The organism is Candidatus Dormiibacterota bacterium (assembly GCA_035544955.1).
GTDB lineage: Bacteria > Chloroflexota > Dormibacteria > CF-121 > CF-121 > CF-13.
Genome location: DASZZN010000031.1, coordinates 18,247 through 37,843, shown reverse-complemented (window position 1 = coordinate 37,843; position 19,597 = coordinate 18,247). Strand labels below are relative to the sequence as shown.

General features: G+C 65.2%; 18 protein-coding genes. 4 read left to right on the top strand and 14 right to left on the bottom strand.

The window, feature by feature from the left end:
• Positions 1-1,314, bottom strand: a 1,314-nt coding sequence (locus VHK65_11225; protein HVS06719.1) for a HAMP domain-containing protein, incomplete at its 3' end; no start/stop codon positions are given.
• A gap of 238 nt (positions 1,315-1,552) precedes the next feature.
• Here VHK65_11225 and VHK65_11220 point away from each other — a divergent pair.
• The gene (locus tag VHK65_11220) at positions 1,553-1,936 is read left to right on the top strand and encodes a hypothetical protein (protein HVS06718.1); all 384 of its coding nucleotides are present in this window, start codon (positions 1,553-1,555) and stop codon (positions 1,934-1,936) included.
• A gap of 69 nt (positions 1,937-2,005) precedes the next feature.
• On the opposite strand, the gene VHK65_11215 is transcribed toward VHK65_11220, so the two are convergent.
• The 6 genes from VHK65_11215 to VHK65_11190 form a co-directional block, all read right to left on the bottom strand.
• A complete protein-coding gene (locus VHK65_11215) occupies positions 2,006-2,851 on the bottom strand; it encodes an ABC transporter permease (GenBank protein ID HVS06717.1) in 846 nt (281 codons plus the stop codon).
• The gene (locus tag VHK65_11210; GenBank protein ID HVS06716.1) at positions 2,848-3,750 is read right to left on the bottom strand and encodes an ABC transporter ATP-binding protein; all 903 of its coding nucleotides are present in this window, start codon (positions 3,748-3,750) and stop codon (positions 2,848-2,850) included. Before VHK65_11210 ends, VHK65_11215 begins: the two co-directional genes overlap by 4 nt.
• Positions 3,751-3,875: 125 nt before the next feature.
• The gene (locus VHK65_11205; protein ID HVS06715.1) at positions 3,876-4,538 is read right to left on the bottom strand and encodes a response regulator transcription factor; all 663 of its coding nucleotides are present in this window, start codon (positions 4,536-4,538) and stop codon (positions 3,876-3,878) included.
• The gene (locus tag VHK65_11200) at positions 4,538-5,761 is read right to left on the bottom strand and encodes a sensor histidine kinase (protein HVS06714.1); all 1,224 of its coding nucleotides are present in this window, start codon (positions 5,759-5,761) and stop codon (positions 4,538-4,540) included. Before VHK65_11200 ends, VHK65_11205 begins: the two co-directional genes overlap by 1 nt.
• Positions 5,762-5,834: 73 nt before the next feature.
• On the bottom strand, positions 5,835-6,689 hold the full coding sequence (locus tag VHK65_11195; protein ID HVS06713.1) for a CPBP family intramembrane glutamic endopeptidase: 855 nt from the start codon (positions 6,687-6,689) through the stop codon (positions 5,835-5,837).
• 128 nt (positions 6,690-6,817) lie between these two features.
• On the bottom strand, positions 6,818-7,333 hold the full coding sequence (locus tag VHK65_11190; protein HVS06712.1) for a carbonic anhydrase: 516 nt from the start codon (positions 7,331-7,333) through the stop codon (positions 6,818-6,820).
• Positions 7,334-7,456: 123 nt separating this feature from the next.
• Here VHK65_11190 and VHK65_11185 point away from each other — a divergent pair, with 123 nt between their 5' ends.
• The gene (locus tag VHK65_11185; GenBank protein HVS06711.1) at positions 7,457-8,017 is read left to right on the top strand and encodes an MBL fold metallo-hydrolase; all 561 of its coding nucleotides are present in this window, start codon (positions 7,457-7,459) and stop codon (positions 8,015-8,017) included.
• A 23-nt stretch (positions 8,018-8,040) separates the two neighbouring features.
• Here the strand turns inward: VHK65_11185 and VHK65_11180 are convergent, their stop codons facing one another.
• From VHK65_11180 to VHK65_11155, 6 genes are all read right to left on the bottom strand, one after another.
• The gene (locus tag VHK65_11180) at positions 8,041-8,430 is read right to left on the bottom strand and encodes a DUF3221 domain-containing protein (protein HVS06710.1); all 390 of its coding nucleotides are present in this window, start codon (positions 8,428-8,430) and stop codon (positions 8,041-8,043) included.
• 42 nt (positions 8,431-8,472) lie between these two features.
• Positions 8,473-9,660, bottom strand: coding sequence for a hypothetical protein (locus VHK65_11175; GenBank protein HVS06709.1), 1,188 nt, complete (start codon positions 9,658-9,660; stop codon positions 8,473-8,475).
• The gene (locus VHK65_11170) at positions 9,657-10,187 is read right to left on the bottom strand and encodes a sigma-70 family RNA polymerase sigma factor (protein ID HVS06708.1); all 531 of its coding nucleotides are present in this window, start codon (positions 10,185-10,187) and stop codon (positions 9,657-9,659) included. Before VHK65_11170 ends, VHK65_11175 begins: the two co-directional genes overlap by 4 nt.
• A 46-nt stretch (positions 10,188-10,233) precedes the next feature.
• Positions 10,234-10,989 (bottom strand): hypothetical protein, encoded by a 756-nt coding sequence (locus VHK65_11165; protein ID HVS06707.1) that lies wholly within the window; start codon positions 10,987-10,989, stop codon positions 10,234-10,236.
• Positions 10,990-11,126: 137 nt separating this feature from the next.
• The gene (locus VHK65_11160) at positions 11,127-12,353 is read right to left on the bottom strand and encodes a diguanylate cyclase (protein ID HVS06706.1); all 1,227 of its coding nucleotides are present in this window, start codon (positions 12,351-12,353) and stop codon (positions 11,127-11,129) included.
• A gap of 39 nt (positions 12,354-12,392) precedes the next feature.
• A complete protein-coding gene (locus VHK65_11155) occupies positions 12,393-13,478 on the bottom strand; it encodes an alkaline phosphatase family protein (GenBank protein ID HVS06705.1) in 1,086 nt (361 codons plus the stop codon).
• A gap of 68 nt (positions 13,479-13,546) precedes the next feature.
• Between VHK65_11155 and VHK65_11150 the strand changes: the two genes are divergently transcribed.
• Both VHK65_11150 and VHK65_11145 read left to right on the top strand, forming a co-directional pair.
• Entirely contained in the window at positions 13,547-15,928 is a 2,382-nt protein-coding gene (locus VHK65_11150; protein HVS06704.1) for a phosphoketolase family protein, read from the top strand.
• 14 nt (positions 15,929-15,942) lie between these two features.
• A complete protein-coding gene (locus tag VHK65_11145) occupies positions 15,943-17,052 on the top strand; it encodes an acetate/propionate family kinase (GenBank protein HVS06703.1) in 1,110 nt (369 codons plus the stop codon).
• A 7-nt stretch (positions 17,053-17,059) separates the two neighbouring features.
• On the opposite strand, the gene pepN is transcribed toward VHK65_11145, so the two are convergent.
• Positions 17,060-19,591, bottom strand: coding sequence for an aminopeptidase N (pepN, locus tag VHK65_11140; GenBank protein ID HVS06702.1), 2,532 nt, complete (start codon positions 19,589-19,591; stop codon positions 17,060-17,062).
• Positions 19,592-19,597 lie beyond the last annotated feature (6 nt).

Genomic DNA, 19,597 nt, shown 5'->3' with positions numbered 1-19,597 from the left:
CGCAACGGCGGTGGTCACTTCGGCGATGTTGCGGACCTGGCCTGTGAGGTTCGCCGCCATGGCGTTGACGTTGTCAGTGAGGTCGGCCCAGGTGCCGCCCACGCCCGGGACCTGCGCCTGCCCGCCGAGCTTGCCCTCGGTTCCGACCTCGCGTGCGACCCGGGTGACTTCGGAGGCGAAGCCGTTGAGCTGATCGACCATGACGTTGATCGTGTCCTTCAGCTCGCGGATCTCGCCATGGACGTCGACCGTGATCTTCTTGGAGAGATCGCCTCGGGCGACGGCGGTGGTGACGTCGGCGATGTTGCGCACCTGCGCGGTCAGGTTTCCGGCCATCGAGTTGACGTTGTCGGTCAGGTCGCGCCAGGTTCCGGATGCCCCTGGGACGTGCGCCTGGCCGCCCAGCCGGCCCTCGGTGCCCACCTCGCGCGCCACGCGCGTGACTTCCGAGGCGAAGGCGTTCAGCTGGTCGACCATGACGTTGATCGTGTCCTTCAGCTCGAGGATCTCGCCCCGGACCTCGACCGTGATCTTCTTGGAGAGGTCGCCCTTCTGCACGGCGGTCGTGACCTCGGCGATGTTACGCACCTGGGTCGTGAGATTGGCGGCGAGCTGGTTGACCTGCTGAGTGAGGTCCTTCCACGTGCCGGACGCACCCGGCACGCTGGCCTGACCGCCCAGGCGACCTTCGGTGCCGACCTCGCGCGCCACGCGGGTGACCTCGCCGGCGAACCCGTTCAGTTGATCGACCATGCTGTTGATCGTGTTCTTCAGCTCGAGGATCTCGCCGCGAACGTCGACCGTGATCTGTTTCGAGAGGTCGCCCTTGGCGACGGCGGTGGTGACGTCGGCGATGTTGCGCACCTGGGCGGTCAGGTTGGCGGCCATCAAGTTGACGTTGTCCGTCAGGTCTTTCCAGACACCGGCCGCCCCTTTGACATGGGCCTGGCCGCCGAGCTTGCCCTCGGTGCCGACCTCGCTGGCAACGCGGGTCACCTCGGAGGTGAAGGAGCGCAGCTGCTGAACCATGGCGTTGACCGTGCGGGCGGTTCGGAGGAACTGGCCCTCGAGCGGCCGGCCGTCCAGCTCGAGCTCCATCGTCTGGAAGAGATCGCCCCCGGCGACGGCCCCGATGACGCGGGCCACGCCCGAGAGGTTCTTGGCGTTGCGCTCATTGAGCTCGATGATGCCGTTGAGCTCGGCCGCGATCTTGCCCATGGCCCCGTTCGTGGTCAGGGGCATCCGGACCGAGAAGTTGCCCTTTCGCAATTCGCGAAGGACATGAAGGATGAGCTCGGCGTCCTCCTGGGCGATGCCCGGCGCGTGTCGCCGCTCTGCGCCGTTGGCCCGCGAGCCATTCGACCCGTTCGTACCCCCGCCGGAGGTCTGGCGCTCCGTCACGCCGAGCTTTGGGCGCCGGGGATGGTTAGTCTTGGGCACTGGCTACCTGTATACAAAACGGTTGTGCCAAAGTCAAACAAATCATGGTACCCACGGTGACCAAGATTGCCCTAGCTTACCAATCACTTGGTAGCCGGGCAAGGTCCATTTGGTGACGCGCCAGACATCTCCGGGGCCCCCGCTTCCCCGGTACGGGGCCCGCTCGCTCGGCGTCCGAATCCTGGGTGGCGAGGCACGGGCGCGCTACGTCGGCACGGTACCGGGCGCCACAAATGACGTGCTCAACGCCTGGCGATCCAGGCTGGGCGACCGGATGTGGGTCTGGACACGCGAGGAAGCGGTTGCGACCGGCATCTTCGGCCCGCGGGTCAGCGACCGTGCCAGCGGCCGGATGGGGGACATCGTGGCGGCGGCCTATGGCCAGGTGGGAATCGTTCAGCGCGAGATCGACCCGGCGCAGGCCCGCTTGAACGGCCATCACGGATCGTTGACGGCGGCCGAGCAGCTCGTGCCGCTGCTTATCTACCGAAGCTGACTGCTCCTGAGGGACGGAAAGAAAAAAGAGGAGCGCGGGGGAAACGCGCTCCTCTCGGGAGGGGGGACCTTATGTGACGTCGCGAGTGCGCACGATCAGCGAGCTCACGCCCGTAAAGACGAGCGCGTAGACAGCCAGGACGAGTACCGCGACACCTGCGGTAACAATCGGTGCCGCAGCTCCAGGGCTCGGGAAGGGCTGGCCGAACGACTTGATCAATGCCGACGCGTTCTGGCCAAGGAAGAACTTCTCGACCGTCGTCACCCAGCCGGCGTCGAAGCCGCCCAGCAGCCGGAAGAGGATGCCCTCGATGGCCAACACGTAGGCGAGCCCGATGCCGATCGCCATCGCGGACTGACGGAAGAGAAAGGCGAGCGCCATGCCGAACAGGCTCCAGGACTCGAAGATCAGCCAGGTCGCGCCCAGTGCCTTGAGGATGTCGATCGCGGCCGGCCAGGTGATCGCCACGTGATCACCGAGCGCGATGCCGAGGCTGGCAAGCGCGGCCACTGCATAGAACGCGACCGTAAAGATGGCGGCGATCACGCTGACGACGCCCACCTGTCCGGCCAGCGCCTGTAGCCGACCAGGCCGCTGTGTGTAGACCGTCTTCACCGTGCCCCAGCCAAACTCACTACCGACCACGAGCGCGCCCAGAATCAACGTGAGGATGCTGCCAACAATGCCGACGCCCTCCAGCGAATTCTTGACGAAGTCGATCGGGTAGAGCGCCGTCTTCAGTTGGGCGATGGTCAGGCCTCCCTCGCCATGAAAGTTCTTCGAGGGAAAAGAAAGTTGGATCCAGTTGAACGCGTAGCCGAACAGCAAGAGCGCAGCCAGCATGATGCCGCCGAGCACCCAGACCGCCGGCCGTTGCCGCAACTTACGCCATTCCGCTTTGAAACTGTTGATCATGCTGTTTCTCCTGTGAGCGTCAGGAAAACTTCCTCGAGAGTCCGTTCGACCGCGCGCAACTCGCTGACTCTGATCCCGGCACCGACGAGCGCATCGTTGATATCGGCGGCCCGGTCCGGGTTCACCGAGAGCCGAAGCGTGCCATCGACGGCCGTCACCGCCGAGGCGCCAAGCATCCGGTCCAGCTGCCGACGAGCGGCATCGACCGGGGTCACCCTGACGACGATCGCGGACTCGCCGCGCAATTCGTGGACCGTGCCCTGGGCGACCAGCTTGCCCTTGCGGATGATCGCGACGCGGTCACTGATCTGCTGGACCTCGTTCAGCAGGTGGCTGGAGAGCATGACCGTCCGATTCCCGCTGCCGAGCCGGCGGATCAGGGACCGCATTTCAACAACGCCCTGGGGGTCGAGCCCGTTGGTCGGCTCGTCGAGGATCATGAGCTCCGGGTCCTTGATCAACGCTGCCGCGACGGCGAGGCGCTGCTTCATGCCCATCGAGTAGGTCCCGAATCGATCCTTCGCCCGATCGGCGAGGTCGACTTCCTCGAGCGCCGCGTCGACGCGCGTGTGTGGAATCCCGGCGTAGTCCGAGACGATCTTGAGATTCTCTCGACCGGAAAGATAGGGATAAAACGCGGGCGACTCGACGAGCGACCCGATCCGCCGCAGACCCTCCGGGTGGCCCGGCCGGTGCTCGGCCACAACGGCCGATCCGGACGTTGGCTTGATGAGCCCCAGCAACATGCGCAGGGTCGTCGTCTTGCCGGCCCCATTGGGGCCGAGGAACCCGAAAACCTCGCCCCGGTGCACCTCGAGGTCGAGGGCATCGACCGCCATGATCGACGGGCCATAACGCTTCGTCAGGCCGTGGGTCGTGATGACGTTTCCATTTGCCATTGGCATCTCCTTCACAAACGAACTGTGACGTTCACGGTAGGGGTGCAACAGCCCCGCGTCGTCACCTGTGCGCCCGATCTTTGGGTCCGCTGCGCGGGGGAGCCGGGCTCCGCCTCGCGGCGGAGTTAGGCGGCGCCGGGTTTGATCAGGCCGATCTCGTAGGCGAAGATCACGGCCTGGACGCGGTCGCGCAGTTCCAGCTTGTCGAGCACATGGGCGACGTGCGTCTTGACCGTGGCCTCTCCGACCTTCAGGTCTTTAGCGATCTCCGGGTTGGAGAGCCCGCGGCCCAGGAGTGTCAGCACCTCGCGCTCTCGATCGGTCAGGCTCTTCAAGTCGGTGCCGCTGGCACGGACGGGCGCGCGTTGCTTCGCAAACTCCTCGATGAGCCGCTTGGTGATCGATGGCGCGAGCAGCGCCTCGCCACTCGCCGCCACCCGCACGCCGCGGACCAGCTCTTCCGGCGGGACGTGCTTGAGCAGGAAGCCGCTGGCGCCGGCGGCCAGCGCGTCGAAGACGTATTCGTCCAGGTCGTAAGTGGTCAGGATCACGATCCTGCCTGGCACACCGGCCTCGGTCAGTCGCCGGGTAGCCTCGATGCCATCGACGCCCGGCATCCGAACGTCCATCAGGACGACATCCGGCTGGAGCGTGCGGACCGCGTCGATCGCCGCGGATCCGTCTCCGGCCTCACCGACGACTTCGAGGTCAGGCTGGGCTTCCAGGATCATGCGAAACCCGGCTCGGACGAGCGCCTGGTCGTCGACGATCAACACGCGTATCGGCATCACGGTGCGGGCTCGAGCGGCAGGCGCGCGTGGACCGAGAATCCGCCCGCGCGATTGCGCCCGGCGTGCAACTTGCCGCCAAACAGCGCGACCCGCTCGCGCATGCCGATCAATCCGTGACCAGACGCCGAGGCAGGATCACCGCCATCCCCGGCGCCGTCATCGCGGATGTCGAGCGCGAGCGTCGTCTCGCTGTAGCGCACGCGGATGTCGACCCGGCGGGCGCGGGCGTGCTTGAGGACGTTGGTGGTCGCCTCCTGGAGGATGCGATAGGCGGAGAGGTCGAGTGCGGGCGGCAGCGGTTTGGCCTTACCCTCGACGCGAGCGTCGACCTCGAGCCCCGCGGCACGCAGTTCCTCCACGAGACCAGATAGTTGGCCAATCCCTGGCTGCGGGCTGCGATCCGGCGTGGCTCCGTTCCCGCCGCGCAGCACCCCGAGCAGCCGGTTCAACTCGATGAGGGTCTCCCGCGCCGTCGTTTCGATGAGACTCAGGGCCTGCGCCGCCGCCTCCGGCTTGCTCGCTTGCACCGCCCGGGCCGCCCCGGCCTGGATCGCAATCACACTGACATCATGGGCAACGACGTCGTGAAGCTCGCGCGCAATCCGCGTGCGCTCCTCGTCGGCGGCGAGCCGGCGGTCCTGATCGCGCTCACGCTCGAGCCGCGCCGCCCGCTCCTCCAGCTGCGCCACATAGGCGCGCCGGGTCCGAAGGTAGTCACCGATCAGCCAGGCGGCGACGAAGAACAGACTGGGGACGGTGATGGCGAAGGACCGGGGATTGCCCGTGACGCCGAAGACGACGAAGCCGGCGACGAATCCCAGTCCCGCAACGACCAGAAAAACCAATCGACGAGCCCGCACTTCGTACGCAGCGACGCTGTACATCGCGACCAGGAGCCCGAACCCGGCGATGCCCGGACTGAAACCCAGCAAAACCCTGGCGCCGAAGGCGCCGCCGACAAGAAGGAGAACGAGGCTGGGATAACTTCGTCGCCAGAGCAACGGCAGGACCTGCACCAGCATCAGGGCAAGGCCAAGAACAACCGCGATCGCCAGGCCCGTCTGCGCACGGAACGGATAACCGGGCTCGCGTTCGGCCAACCGCAGGTCGAGGAGTGCGTTGATCAATCCGAAGAGGAGGAGCACCCCAACCAGCACCCGATCGAAGGTGCGCGGCTGCAGCCGCCCAATCCAGCCCCATCCGTGGGCGCCCGTTTCCACTGGCTACAGGGTAGCCATGTCGGCCGAGAAACGAATCAACCGCGCGAATGAGGCGATCCCTCGCGTGGTTGACTCAGGCAGCGACGGCCGGGGACGCCTCCTGCGGCTTTCGGCGTTCGCCTCGGCCGCGGAGCAGGCCCAGGATCACCAACTGTGCCGCCCATCCCGCATAAATGATGGTCGTGCTCGTATAGGGAGCGATCGTCCCCTGCGCCTCGAGGATGGAGACGGTGTTGGGCCAGGTGTTGAGCGACGCGTGGAAGAGGAGGACGAACAGCAGGCTCCTGCGGGTGCCGTTGTAGAGCCAGGTTGAAATGACCGAGAGCGCCACCGTACGCACGACAAAGAGGGCGAAGGGCAGGTGGCTTTGCGCGGTGCCCGAGATCCAGAAGAGGGGTAGGTGCCAGAGGGCCGAAACCACCCCGATCAAGATGGCGGCGCCCAGCAGTCCGCAGAGCGGCTGCACGCGCTGCAGCAGAAAGCCGCGCCATCCAAACTCCTCGCCGGTCGGTCCGCCGATGAGGAGCACGATCAAGAAGGTCGAGGGGATGGCCAGCCAGCGCGCCGGATCCGTCAAGTCCGAAACGGACCCACCTTTCGAAATGTGGAGGGCGATGACGATGAGGCGGATCGCAGCCGGTGCGAGGAGCGCGTAGGCGTACCACTGGAGGCCAACGCGCCAGCGGAGGGCCTGGCCGAGGAACTGACCGAGGCCACGGAACCCCGACCTGCGCGCGACCATGGTGACGGCGCTGAAGAATGGTCCGAAGGTCCCCAGCAGTACCAGTAGGGGCGAGACCGACAGAGGGATCAGGTTCAGCCCGCGCTCGGACGCCACCAACGGGAGCCAGCACAGCCAGGAGATCGCGAACGCATTGATCGTGAAGAAGACCGCCGACCGCGTTGGCGAAAGCCGGGGCCAAATCACGGCAAATGTAACGGCGTTGTTCCGAGGGGCTTGCTAACCCGCTCGGGGATGTCGGCCAGCCGGGACCTTGCGACGGTCCGGCGTGTGCCGGTGACGTCATTAGAGACGCCACCGGCATCGGGCTGGAGCTACCGCCTGGCGGTGGCGGCCTCCACGGCGACTTCGTTGAGCCGCCCCGATTTGACGTCATAGACGAAGCCGCGCAGCTTGTCTTTGCGCGGGATGAAGGGGCTGGCCTTGATTCGGGCGATCGACTGGCGCACGTCCTTCTCGAGGTTCGAGAACGCCTCGAGCCGGAACGCAGGCCGGATTCCGGTGTCCTCCTCGATCTGGGCGCTGACCTCATCGTCCTTGAAGGTCAGCATGCCGCAGTCGGTGTGGTGGATGAGGATGACTTCTTCGGTGCCCAGCAGCCGCTGGGAGATCGTCAGCGACCGGATCGCATCCATGGTGGCGACGCCGCCAGCATTACGGAAGACATGGGCATCGCCTTCCTGGAGCCCCAGGATCTTGCTGACGTGCAGCCGGGCGTCCATGCAGGCCAGGACGAACAGCTTCTTGGCCGGTGGCAGTGTCAGATTGCCCGCGCTGAACGATCGCGCATACGCCTCGTTGTTCTTCAACAGATCGTCGGTAACACTCACAATGGATCCTCCTTCCTTGTCAAGCGGCCGCTATTGGTCCTTCGATTTATTCAGACTCGGTAAGGGATGTCAATTGGAGTATTCGCAGGATGTCACTTGGACTATTCGTACAATCGACGAGCCGTGGCTGCTGAATTCCAGGTCCTCTTCACCGGTTACGTCGGGGATCGCGTCGCCGGCACGGTAAGCTTCGTGCGCGACGGCCACGTCTGGGTGATCATCGACCCGGGAATGGTGCCGGAACCGGCCGCCATTCTGCGCCCGCTCGAGAAGCTGGTTCATTCGCCAGACGAGATCACGGACGTCATCTTTTCCCACCATCACCCGGACCACACGCTCAACGCGGCACTCTTTCCGAACGCCCGGTTTCACGACTTCTGGGCGATCTATCGGGGCGACGTCTGGGAACAGCGCCCGGCGGAGGGGTTTGTGCTCAGCCCATCGATTCACCTGCTCGAAACACCTGGGCACACGCCGCAGGACATCACGACGATCGTCATGACCAGCGAGGGCAACGTGGCGTTCACCCATCTCTGGTGGTCGGCGAGCGGTCCGGCGGAGGATCCCCTGGCGTCTGACCCGTCGGCGCTCCATCGCCACCGGGCGCGGGTACTGGAGATCGCCGGACTCATCGTCCCCGGGCACGGGGCGCCGTTCAAGCCTTCGGCCGAAAGTCCCCGATAGCGGCAGGGATTCCCGCCCTCGCTCTAGGGGATAACGATCACGCTTGCGGTCGCCTGGACTGGATACGAGGTGAGCACCGGCCCGTCGAACCACACCTCGACTTGCTGCCCATTTCGCAGGTCACCGAATGACCCTGTCGTCGAGGCGCTCACCCGGCCACGATAGATGCGTGTCGCCGCGTTGACGGTGACGCTCGCCTTGTTAGAGCCGGCCTGGTCCTGCGGGCGCTCCTCGACGAGGATGACGCCCTGGCCCGCAACGGGAGTCAGACTCGTGATGGTCCCGCGGATCGACGGCGGCCCACTGGGAGCTGCCTCAGGTCGAGACATCAGGAGCAGGGCAAGCACGCCGGCGATCAGGAGCAAGAGGAGCCCGGTACTCCCGATCAGGATTCGTCGTGACGGCGGACCCACAGGACTAAGACGCGGGAATCGGGTAAAGGTTCCAGGAAGCGGTCAGGGCGTCTGGACGTCGATTACGAGCCGGGTGGGATTATTGAGCTCGAGGGTGCGAATGCAGGAGGCTCGCGATAGACCGGCGCCCCAGCTCAGGACCGCCTCGAAGTCGCCGAGTTGCTCGACCTCCTGGATGACGGGAAGGTTGGAGATCTGGTCGCGACTGCCGTTGTAGCTCGATGCACCGCTTGCGCCATGGAAGACGATGCGGAGACCTGCTGACCCGCGCATCGTCACCGGCAGACCGCTCGGATCTTTGACGAACTTCGCCGACGCCTGCCGCGACACCGTGTAGGCGGGAATGTGCGCGGTTGCGCCGGCCTGGGGTGCGAATTCGAAGACGATCCGGTCGAAGCCGGTCTGATGGGCGACGCGCACGGCGGTCAGTTGCATCGCCGGCCCGGTATCAGCTCCGCCGCTGTGATCGAGGCAAGCGAACGAGCCCGAATCCGTCGCCGCCGGTTGCGTCGGCAGTGGTGTCGGGGCGGCCGTCGTCGAGGCTGAACCTGTGGTGGCGACGTCGACCACCAGCCGCGAGCTGCTCAGCTGCAGCACGCGAACGCATTGCGACGATGACAGACCGATGCCGTAGGTCAGTTGGTGCTCGAAGTTCCCCAACTGGGCAACTTCGCGAATCGATGTATATCGTGGCGTCAAATCGCTGGCGACTCCGCCGGCGACGTCCGCCCCGCGGAACACGAGCTTGAGGCCGGCGCTTCCGTCCAGTGTGACCGGTTGCCCGCTGGCGTCGCGCGTGAACGCCGCCGACTGCTGTCGCGTGAGGTCCCAGGAGGGAATACCGCCGTTGAAGTCGAAAACGACTCGGTCGTAGCCATCGCCCGCGTGGGAGCCCGGCCGTATATTCGTTAGGGTCGCAGTCACTCCGCTCGACCCTCCAGATTGGTCCTGGCAGAGAAACGGTTGCGGAGTGGGCGTTGGGCTCGGCTCGATGATTCCCTTGATGCCAGTCGTGACGACGTTGATGATCGTCGGATTTCGAAACGCCAGGACAGCGACCGCGACGAGGACGAGGGCGCCGGCCAAGGCGAGCTGCGGCACCATTCGCACGCGGGCGCGGGGGGCAATGCCGTCGCGGATCCGGCCGCGCAAGCGACGCGGGAACTCGCGGGTCTCCTCGGCCTCGCGATGCAAGTGATCGCGGAGGTTCTTCTCGAAGTCGTCGCTCATGCGAACGCCTCCTCGCCACCCGTCAGCTCGCGGAGCCGACGGAGCGCCGTCTTCAGCCGCGATTTCATCGTGTCCACCGGGACTTTCAGGGCTCGCGCGGTCTCTTCAACGCTGAGGTCCTGGTAGTAGTGGAGCGCGACCGCGGCACGTTGCTCCGCGGTCAGCTTGTCGAGCGCGTGCGCGAGGTCCAGCCGCGCTTCGCTCGAGACCTCCGGCTTGCCACCGCCGAGGCGGCCGAAGCGTTCGGTGAGCGCCTGGAAGCGATGGCGCCGCCTGTACGTCGAGATGCTCTCATTCATGGCGATTTTTGTGAGCCAGGGTCCCGGGTCTTCGTCGCGCAAACTGCCGATCCGCTGCCAGGCCTTGAGAAACGTGTCCTGGATGGCATCCTCGGCGAGAGCCTCATCACGCAAGATCAAACGAGCGGTGCGCAAGAGTTGGAGGCCGTAGCGATCCACGACCTCCTCGAAGGCATCGCGATCGCCTTCTCGCCACCGGGCAATGACGCGCCCGAGCGCAGGATCCATGAGCATGCCAATCCTAACGACGCTGCGAGTGCCGTGGACGGGTGAGTCATTTCTTCGCGAATCGCCTGATGCCGGTAATGGTCAACCCGGCGATGACGGCGAGCAGTCCCAGGATCAGGACGCCAAACGGGAACGTCGACGGTTGCGCCGGCTGGGACGGGTGGCCGGTCGCGGCGAGATCGGAGGGGGTGGCCGGCTGGCCAGCCGGCGTTGACAGCGCCGCGATTGATGGCGCCGAGGTTGACGGCGCCACGGTTGCAGCGGGAGCGTCCGCCGCAGTCTGGACGTCGATCACCAGGCGAGTCGGCCCGCTGAGCTCGAGAACACGGAAACACGCGGGCGTCGCCAGCCCGACGCCATAACTCACTACGCGCTCGAAGTTGCCGATCTGCGCCACTTCACGGATCGCTGGCAACCCGGGCTTCAGGTCAGTCGGGGCGCCCGAGGTGATGTCGGCATTCCGAAGGATGGCGCGGATGCCGGCGGAGCCGGCGAGGGTGACGGGTTGGCCGCTCGCGTCGCGAACGAAGTTCGACGTCGCCTGCTGCGTGAGTTGATATTGCGGCATCGCGTTGGAGGTTGCGAACCCGATGACCAGGCGGTCATAGCCGTTGTGGTGGGCGATGCGCACAGAGCTCACCGTGGCGGCGGTGCCGGCAACGCCCCCGGACCAGTCGGTACAGGTGAATGGGCCGAGGCTATCGGCGGATGCCGGCAGCGCGCCCGTGAACGTTACGGCGCCTGCCGCCAGCGCGAGCGCGCCGGCTGTCAATCGGACGATCGGTCGGGTTATCGAGAACATTACGGTTTCCTCCTATAAGTCCTATGAATTGGGCGGCGTTCTGGCCGTCCAATGCTTAAGACGCCCTCAGGAGGCATCGCGGGTGAACTCACCCTCACCCTGACCCTCCCCAGAGGGGGAGGGAATCCAAAAGCGTGTTAGGCGGCGGCGACGCGGTTACGGCCGTCAGCCTTGGCCTGATACAAGGCGCGGTCGGCGGCGGCGATGAGGGTCGCCCCATCCTGGCCGTCGTCGGGGAAGGTCGCAATGCCCAGGCTGACGGTCATTGGCTCGCCGCTCGGAAGGAATTTCGCGCCCTCGGTCACCCCGCGCAGCGTCTCGGAAACGTCAACGGCACCCGCTTTGTTCGTGTCGCCCATCAGGATCGCGAACTCTTCGCCCCCGATCCGGAAACTCGCGTCGGTCGCGCGTCGAGGCACCTGCTGGATGAGACGCGCCATCTGCTGCAACGCACGGTCGCCTTCCTGGTGACCGAAGCGGTCGTTGACCTGCTTGAAGTGGTCGATGTCGGCCATGATCAGGGAGAGGCGCTGGCCCGACTGGGCCGCACTGGCCAGCTCTTGCTGCAGCAAGCGATCGAATTCGCGGCGGTTGTGCAGCCCCGTCAGCGGATCGATCCGCGAAAGCGTGTCGATGAACTCGTACATGGTCGCGTTCTGGATCGCCAGCGCGGCGTGGCCGATAACGGTCCGCAGGAAGGCCCCGTCCTCAACGGTATAGGCGGGACGCCGCCGCGACGTCAGCGCGACGATCCCAATGCGCTGTCCCTGGGCGTCGAGGAGTGGCGCAGCCATGCAGGGCATCTCGCGGTCGAGCCAGAAGGGGAGGACGAGGCCGGCGTCGCCCGCCATGACGGTGGCGACCCACCGATCGTGGGGGTTGAGCGAGGTCGGAAACTCCTCCGCGACCTTGACGGCGAGCTCGAACTGTCCTTGCGACGCCCGAATCCAGATGGCGACACCGTCGCCGGCGAAGAAGCGGCTCAAGCCAAAGCTGAGGCGATCGAGCACTGCCGTCAGCTGCATCACCTGGTTGAACTCGGCCATCAGGTCGATCAGCGCCCGGGCCTGGCCGTAACGACGCTGTAACTCGCCGTTCTGCTCGAGGAGCTGGCGCTGGCGGGTCATGACCGGCTCGGTTAGCGCCCAGAGTCGGGCAAGCGCAGCCCGAGCGAGCTTGTCAGCGCTGGCGGGAGCCTTCTGCTTCAGGCCGTCGGGCGTGAGCTCGCTGATCACCTTGAGGGCGGCCCGCTGGGGTGAAGCCCGGTGCTTCGCCAGGCGAAAGCCAGCCAACCCGGCGGTCAGCAACGCCAGGGCCGCTCCGGCCAGCACGGCGAGGGCGAGCAGCGGCTCGAGGAAGGGCACACTGCTTCCAACGGTTGTCGATGGCGGAAACGGCAGCCCTTAGACGGCGGGGCCGGGAGGCGCGAGCGGCTTCTGGTTGAAATCGAAGCAGTCGGACATGTCATCCGAGGCCTTGTCGCGAGCATTGATCGTCGGCAGGCCGAACGTCTTCTCACAGAACTTCACCAGGCTGACGTGCGAGTGCTGAGTGTGTGAGATGTATCCCGCCTTCGCGTAGGGGCTCAGCACCAGGCATCCGACCCGCGTCCCGTAGGTGAACTGGGTTCCGTCCGTCCATTTCTCGACCAGCGGCGGGGTGACGTGGTCGTACCAACCGCCCCAGTCGTCCCAGGTGATGAAGATCACGGTGTTGGGCCACAGGCCACCCTTGACGACCGCATCGACCTGTTGTGCCGTCCAGTGCTGGCCATTCTTGACCGACTCCACGGGGTGCTCGCTCATCCCGGTTGGTCCGTAGAGCCACGAGACAGTTGGGAGTTTTCCAGCCGCGGCATCGGTCGCAAATTGCGGAGCCTTGACATTGTTCTTGCTGCCCTTCAACGCCGTGATGTAGCCCTGCGCGTATCCACCGTAGTTGCGCCAGGTGAGGCCGGCTTTGTCCAGGTTGATTGGGAGCGACGGAAGGTTGAATGGCGGCTGCATGTTGATCGGGTCGCGGTAATGAGGATTGTTGATGATTGGCGAGTCAGCCGCGATCAGCATCAGGTGGTTGGGCGTCGATGGACCGGCAACGGCGGTGAAGTACTTATCGCAGAGCGTGTACTGCTGTGCGTAGCGCCAGTAGTTCGGGATGTTCGGCTGGCCGTACTGCTCTTTCGCGGCACCGGTGGCACGCCTGAGCCAGGCGGCATGGTCGTGCGGATGATCGGCGCTAGGTGGATCAGCGGCGAGCGCGAGATTGGGATCGCCGTCCGCACCGGGAAAACGTCCGAAGTAGTTGTCGAACGCGTGGTTCTCCTTGACGATGATCACCACGTGCTGGATTGGACCCTTCGGACGCGGACCTGGCGATGGTGACGGTGTCGGGGTCGGGGTTGGCGCTGGCGTCGGCGGCTTGCGCCTCTTTGCCGCCGGCTTCTGCTTTTTCGGCGAGGTCGACTTGCGTTTCGTAACAGGTTTCCTCATCCCGCGGCCAGTCTAGTGGCTGATCTCCGCAAATCACTCCAAAGGGCTGTCACGTTATCGTGAGGGGTATGCAAACCGGCCCGCGACCGGCCGCGGCGCTTGCTGACGGGCCGCTGAACGAGGACGAACTCAAGAAACTGCACGCCTACTGGCGGGCGGCCAACTACCTTTCAGTTGGCCAGATTTATCTGCTGAATAACCCGTTGTTACGCGAGCCACTCCAGGTCAAACACGTCAAACCGCGGCTGCTGGGCCACTGGGGGACCACACCGGGTCTGAATTTCCTCTACGCGCACATGAACCGGGTGATCAAGAAGCGGGACCTCGACGCGATCTTCATCTGCGGCCCCGGGCACGGCGGACCAGGGATGGTCGCGAACGCCTATCTCGAGGGCACCTACAGCGAGGTCTATCCGGCGATCAGCCGAGATGCTGTCGGCCTGCAAAAACTCTTCCGGCAATTCTCATTCCCGGGTGGCATCCCCAGTCACGACGCGCCCGAGACACCGGGATCGATCCACGAGGGGGGCGAGCTGGGGTACGCGCTCACACATGCCTACGGTGCCGCCTTCGACAACCCGGACCTCAAGGTCTTCTGCGTGATCGGGGACGGCGAAGCGGAGACTGGCCCGCTCGCGGCCAGCTGGCACTCGAACAAGTTCCTCGACCCGATCACCGATGGCGCCGTGCTACCGATCCTTCACTTGAACGGCTGGAAGATCGCAAACCCCACGGTGCTGGCGCGAATCCCGGAGAGCGAGCTGCGCCACTTGCTCGAAGGTTATGGCTATACGCCGTACATCATCGCCGGGGATGACCCGATGGATATGCATCAGCGCATGGCGGCCCTCCTCGACCTGGTCCTGGACCAGATCGAAGACATCCAGGGTGCGGCGCGGAAAAGGCGGAGGACGACGCGTCCACCGTGGCCGATGATCGTGTTGCGCACGCCCAAGGGATGGACCGGCCCCAAAGTGGTGGACGGCGTGCCGGTCGAGGGAACCTGGCGGTCGCACCAGGTCCCGGTCGACGACATGACCAAACCGGAACACCTTCGGATCCTGGACGAGTGGTTGCACAGCTACCATCCCGAGCAGCTGTTCGATGAAAACGGAACCCTGGTGGCCGAGCTGGGGGCGCTGCCACCCACGGGCCCGCACCGGATGAGCGCGAACCCGCACGCCAATGGCGGCGTGCTGACCCAGGAGCTGCGCTTGCCAGACTTCCGCGATTACGCGGTCAAGGTCGACAAGCCCGGGACCAGATTCGACGAGGCAACCACGGTCCTGGGACAGTATCTCCGCGACGTCATCGCGAAGAACCCACGGAATTTCCGCTTGATGGGGCCGGATGAAACCGTGTCGAATCGCCTCAGTGCAGTCTTCGATGTGACGAACCGCGCCTGGCTGGCCGAGACACTCCCGATCGATGACCACCTCGCGCCCGACGGCCGAGTCATGGAGGTGCTGAGTGAACACCTCTGCCAGGGGTGGCTCGAGGGCTACCTCCTGACCGGCCGACACGGTCTCTTCAATTGCTACGAAGCGTTCATCCATATCGTCGACTCGATGTTCAACCAGCATGCGAAATGGCTCGAGGTGACGAACAAGATTTCCTGGCGCCGGCCGATCCCGTCGTTCAATTACCTGCTGTCATCGCACGTCTGGCGCCAGGACCACAACGGGTTCACCCATCAGGATCCGGGCTTCATCGACGTCGTCCTCAACAAGAAGCCCGATGTCGTGCGGGTCTATTTGGCGCCCGACACCAACTGTCTGCTCTCGATCGCGGACCATTGCCTGAGCAGCAAGCAGTACGTCAACGTGATCGTGGCCGGCAAGCAGCGATCGCTGAACTACTTGTCGATGGACGACGCGATCGTCCACTGCACCCGCGGGATCGGCATCTGGGACTGGGCCAGCAACGACACTGGTGAACCCGACGTGGTGATGGCCTGTGCCGGCGACATCCCGACGCTGGAAACGCTGGCCGCCACCGACCTAATCCGCCGGCACTTGCCCAATCTGAAGGTCCGCGTCGTCAACGTGGTCGACCTGATGAAGCTCCAACCCGAAGCAGAGCATCCGCACGGCCTCTCGGACGCGGAGTTCGATGCGCTGTTTACCACCAACCAGCCGGTGATCTTCGCCTATCACGGCTATCCATGGCTGATCCACCGCCTGACGTACCGGCGGAAGAATCACGTCAACCTCCATGTGCGCGGATACAAAGAGGAGGGCACCACGACGACGCCCTTCGACATGGTGATGCTCAATGACCTTGATCGGTTCCACCTGGTGATCGACGTCATCGACCGCGTTCCTGGGCTGGGCGCGAGCGCCGGGCACGTCCGCCAGCACATGGTGGATGAGCGTCTCCGGCATCGGCAGTACACCAGGGACCACGGGGAGGACGTGCCGGACGTGCGCGACTGGACCTGGCCTTACTAACGAGGCCTGACGCGGTGCGCGTCCTCGTCCTGAATGTCGGCTCGAGCTCATTAAAGGGCAGCATCGTCGACAGCGTCGGTCTTGCCGCGATCGCCAAGGCCGAGGTTTCCCTCGGTGTGGATGCGACCAAGCAGAAGGGGATCGAGCGGACAGTGCGGTCGCTTCTCGCGAAGCTGGAGAGTGGGGGGATCGCGGCGGTCGGGCACCGGGTGGTGCACGGCGGGACCAGGTTTCGCTCGGCGGTGCGGGTCGACGAGCGGGTTCTGAAGGGCATCGAGGCGCTGGCCGACTTCGCACCGCTGCACAATCCGGTGGCCGCGGCCACCATCCGTGCCGCCCGCTCGGCATTGCCGAAAACGCCGCAGGTCGCGGCCTTCGACACCGCCTTCCACGCGACCCTGAGCGAGGAGCAGTTCCTCTATCCGGTGCCCTGGGGCTGGCATCGCGAGTACGGCATCCGGCGCTTCGGCTTTCATGGGCTGTCCGTCGAGTGGTCCACCGGCCGAGCTTCGGAGTTGTTGAGTCGGCCGGCGGCTGAGCTAGCCCTGGTCGTGGCTCACCTGGGTAGCGGCTGCTCGGTGACCGCGGTGCTCAACGGCCGGTCGGTCGCCACATCGATGGGGCTGACGCCGATGGAAGGCCTGATGATGGGCACCCGCTCGGGGTCGATCGACCCCGGCATCCTTTTATATATGTTGCGGACGCGGCGTGCCGGCTGGCGGGAGCTGCAGGAGGTGCTCGACCACCAGTCGGGGCTGGTCGGCGTGTTTGGCCGGGCCGCCGGCATGCGCGAGATCGAAAGGGCCGCGGGGGAGGGGAAGCGGCGTGCCCGGCTCGCCATCGACATGTTCGTCAGCCGCGCCGCCGCCGGGATCGCGGCGGTGGCCACCGCGCTGCCCCGCGTCGACGCCCTTGTCTTCACGGGAGGCATCGGGGAGCACTCGGCCTCGGTTCGGTCGGCGATTGTCGGGCGGCTTTCACCGCTCGGGACGACTCCGGTCCCGGCCACGGATGTCCGAAACGACGCCGTCATCAGCCGAGCTGGCAGCCCGGTCGCCATCCTGCGAATCGAGGCGCGCGAAGATGCCGTGATCGCCCGGCAGGCTGCGAAATTGCTCTCCTGAAGGGTTTCTAGGTCGCGGCGTCGAGGGTCCGAGCGCGCATCGCCCGCTGCATGCCGTCCTTGGCCTCGAGCAAGACGCGGCGAACCGGTCCGGGGACGTTCTCGCGTGCGAGATACTGGTCGGTCACCTTGATGGTGTGGTCGTCGACGATCACCGACGGGAACATCATGCGCGCGAAGGCGAGGCCAATCTCGATGTCCCTTTCCTTCCAGACGTTCCCCAGGGCCTGGAAGTATCGGGAGGCATAGGCCTCGAGCACGCGTCGTTGATCAAAACGGTGAAAGCCGCGCATCATCGACCGCATCGTCGCCAGCGGCAGCGCGAGATCTTCCATCAGCGACGCCCAGACCTGCTCTTTCGCCTCCGCGGTCGGGCGTGCGGCGCGCGCCGCGGCCGCGTAGCGCTGGCCCTCGTCGGTCGGATCACGTTCGAGCTCGGCATCGATCAGGCCGTCGTCCTTGCCCACCCCGGCGAGGGCATTGACGATCGACCAGCGCAGGTCGGTATCGACCTTCAAGCCGGTGAAGACCTTGATGCCGTCGAGCAAGCCGCGCACAACCGAAAGATGCTCTGCCGAGCGGGCCGCGTTGATGAAGGCATGCGCCCAGGCCAGCTGGAAATCGCTACCTGCTGGGGCGTCGTCGAGCGCCCGAAGCGAATGGTCCGCCAGGATCTTCAGCGCCGCGTCCTGATTCGCCGGATCGCCGTACACGAAGATCGCCGAGGCAGCCTCTGCGAGGAGATCCTGGACAACGCCGATGTCGGTTTCGCCCCGGATGTTCTTCAGGATCAGTGGGAGGTAGCGCTTTGCCGGGATTTCGGCGTCGCGGAGCATGTCCCAGAGCGCCGCCCATGTGATCGCCCGCGCCAGCGGGTCGGAGAGCTCGGCGAGGTGTTCGGTCGCGGTGGCCAGTGAGCGCTCGTCGAGCCGAATCTTCGCGTAGGTCAGGTCCAGGTCATTGACGAGCAACAGGTCGGCGAGGTGCTCGCCATCGAAGTCCGTTACCGGGGTGTTCTCCTCGGCGACGTCCAGCTCGACGCGCCGGCGCAGATGCAGCCCATCTTTCTTGCGGTCGTAGAGACCGACCGCGAGGCGATGCGGCCGGATGGTTGGAAATTCAGGCGGTGCCTCCTGCTGGATCGCGAGGGAACCGATCGTTTCGCTTTGCGAGCTGGCCAGCGGCCGGAGCGTGTTGAGGCCGGCCGTCTCCAGCCAGAGCTGCGACCAGGCTTTCAGGTCGCGGCCGGAGCCTGCCTCGATATCGGAGAGGAAGTCGGCGAGGCTCGCATTCGAATACTGCCGCTGCTTGATGTAGCGCTGGACCCCGCGAAGGAATGTGTCCTGACTCACGTAGGCGACCAGCTGACGCAGAACGCAAGCCCCCTTGTTGTAGGTGATCGCGTCGAAGTTCAAGTAGACGGACTCGATGTCCGGGACGTCGGCCGCGATGGGGTGCGTGGTCGGTAACTGATCCTGACGGCGCGCGCCGGCCTTGTACTGGTTCGCGAACGTCACCCACCCGTTCTTGAAGCGCGTCGCCTCGACCTGGGCGAGCACCGACATGAAGGTGGCGAAGCTCTCATTCAGCCACAGGTCGTCCCACCAGCGCATCGTGACCAGGTCACCGAACCACATGTGGGCCATCTCGTGGAGGATCGCGTTGGCGCGGTCTTCGCGGACGGCCTCGGTCACTTTGGAGCGAAACAGCATCGACTCGTTGAACGTGACGCAGCCGATGTTCTCCATGGCGCCGGCGCTGAACTCCGGGACGAAGAGCTGATCGTATTTCTGGAATGGGTAGGGGTACTTGTACGCCTCGGCGTAGAAGTCGAGACCCTGCTTGGTGACCGTGAAGATCTCTTCAGGATCGAGGTACTGTGCCAGCGACTGGCGGCAGAAGATGCCGAGGTCGATGTCACCGTGCCGATCGCGGACCCCGTGGTAGGGTCCGGCGACGATCGCGGTCAGGTACGACGACATCTTTGGTGTCGCGCCGAACGTCCAGCGCTTGATGTTCTCTTTGCCCGCGACCGGTTGGGACTGGCCCGGGTTATTCGAGACCACCACCCAATCACTTGGAGCGAGCACCGTGAAGGTGAAGCTCGCCTTGAGGTCGGGCTGATCGAAGCAGGGGAACATCCGGTGGGCATCGAACGTCTCGAACTGGCTGTGGAGGTAGACCTTGTGGTCGACCGGGTCCTTGAAGCGGTTCAGTCCGGCGCCGATGTTCTGGTATTCGCAGGTTGCCAGCACATGCAGCTCGTTCGCATCGCGAAGGTTGGTCAGCGTGATGCGCGCGCCGTTAAACGCTTCCTTGGGCACTTCTTCGCCGTTGAGCTCGCAACTGTCGACCGAAGGCACGAGGAAATCGATGAAGCTGTCCGCGCCGGGTTCCTGGCAAAGAAAGTGGATCGTGGCTTCGCAAGCGAAGGCATCGCTGTCCCGGCTCAGGTCGAGAGAGATGTCATACAGGGGGGTCTGGATCAACTCCGCCCGCCGGCGGGCTTCCTCCCGCGTCAGGTTGTTCCCGGGGTGCATCGCCTA